2 protein-coding genes are annotated in these 1373 nt (G+C 65.3%); one reads left to right on the top strand and one right to left on the bottom strand.

Annotation, left to right across the window (positions count from 1 at the left end; genetic code table 11):
* Positions 1 to 317 precede the first annotated feature (317 nt).
* Positions 318 to 1142, top strand: coding sequence for a hypothetical protein (locus CKO31_RS25865; RefSeq protein ID WP_200243729.1), 825 nt, complete (start codon positions 318 to 320; stop codon positions 1140 to 1142).
* A 51-nt stretch (positions 1143 to 1193) separates the two neighbouring features.
* Here the strand turns inward: CKO31_RS25865 and CKO31_RS26560 are convergent.
* On the bottom strand, positions 1194 to 1373 hold a 180-nt coding region (locus CKO31_RS26560; RefSeq protein WP_207148120.1), incomplete at its 5' end, for a hypothetical protein.

Below are 1373 nucleotides of genomic sequence, written 5' to 3' on the forward strand. Positions count from 1 at the left end.
TGCGCCGGCACTGCCAAAACGCCACCGCAGCGCGTCAACTGAACACGTTCCGACCCTGATGACGGCCTGGTCGGACCCCTGAGACTTCCGATCCGGCTGCCACGAGGCGGTTATAGCCTGATCTCCGCTGAATCTGACACTGCATCTAGCGAGGCTGCGGCTCAGACCAACGAGCTTTGGGTGGCCCCGGTTGATCGCTGGAGCGGCTAAGCTCCGGTATATAGCCGCGTGTGCGGCGGGTGGGCATGGCGCCCAAGTGTCAACCGGGGCCGAGAGCAATGATAGGACAGACGGTAGCCGAACTGTTGGACGGGCACGTGGGGCTGGACATCGAAGGCATCGACCGGCTCTATCTCAACCTCTACCAGCCGCGCTTGCAGACCGGCGGCGGGGTGGTCGGGTTCTTCAAGGGACACCGTGGAGCGCAGGTGGCCTCGACCACGCTGATGGCGCCGATGACGCGTGAATTCGCCGCGGCGGTGCAGGCGTTCGCCAAGCGCGAAGGCGTGGAGATCGTGCGCTTCGAGAAGGGGCAGCGCAAGGACGACCAGACGCAGCGCCGGCTGAAGTCCTTCAACGCTGGCGAAGGCGTGCTCTACATCGGCGTGGCGCAGGAGCGCTGCTCGACCTTCCGCGTCACCAAGCGTTTCAGCGAGCGCACCGGCATCAGTTTCCCGTGGCTGTACCGTTCCACGGTGATGTGCAACCACTATTACTTCTACCTCGTCGACGCCGACTTCGGGCCGTTGTTCATCAAGTTCTCGGGCTACTTCCCCTACACCGCACGGGCCTGCCTGAACGGGCATGAGTATGCCAAGTGTCAACTGCGCCGCGCGGGCATCGCCTTCGAGGCGCTCTCGACAACGGCGTGCACCGCTGCGACGACCCGCGGCGTCTGCAACAGATCGCCGACACGCTCGATGCCGCGCGCATCGAGGCGGTGGTGCGCAAGTGGCTGGCGCGTCTGCCGCAGCCGTTCACGCCGGCCGATCGTGCCGCCGGCTACGACTACGACATCTCCATCCTGCAGGCGCAATTCGCGCGCACACAGGTGTTCCACCGCCCGCTGGCCGGGCGGCATCTGTTCGAGGAGATCATCCGCGAGAATCTCGACCTCGGCCGCCCCGAGCAGGTCAGCCTGATTTTCGAGCGGCGCATCAGCGGGCGCACCCCGGGGCGCTTTCGCACGCGCGTCATCGCTCAACGCCCGTGTCCTGCGTCCCGGCCTCTCGCAACTGTTCGACGGCTGTCCCAAGGCTCCTAACCGCCCGCTCGCCGACGCCGCGAAACGCCTTGATGCCGCCTTCGACAGGCTCATCACCGAGGCCAAACTTGCCGCATGAAACTTGACGCATCTGCGAAAAACAATTCGC

Source organism: Thiohalocapsa halophila (assembly GCF_016583825.1).
In the GTDB taxonomy this organism is placed as follows: domain Bacteria; phylum Pseudomonadota; class Gammaproteobacteria; order Chromatiales; family Chromatiaceae; genus Thiohalocapsa; species Thiohalocapsa halophila.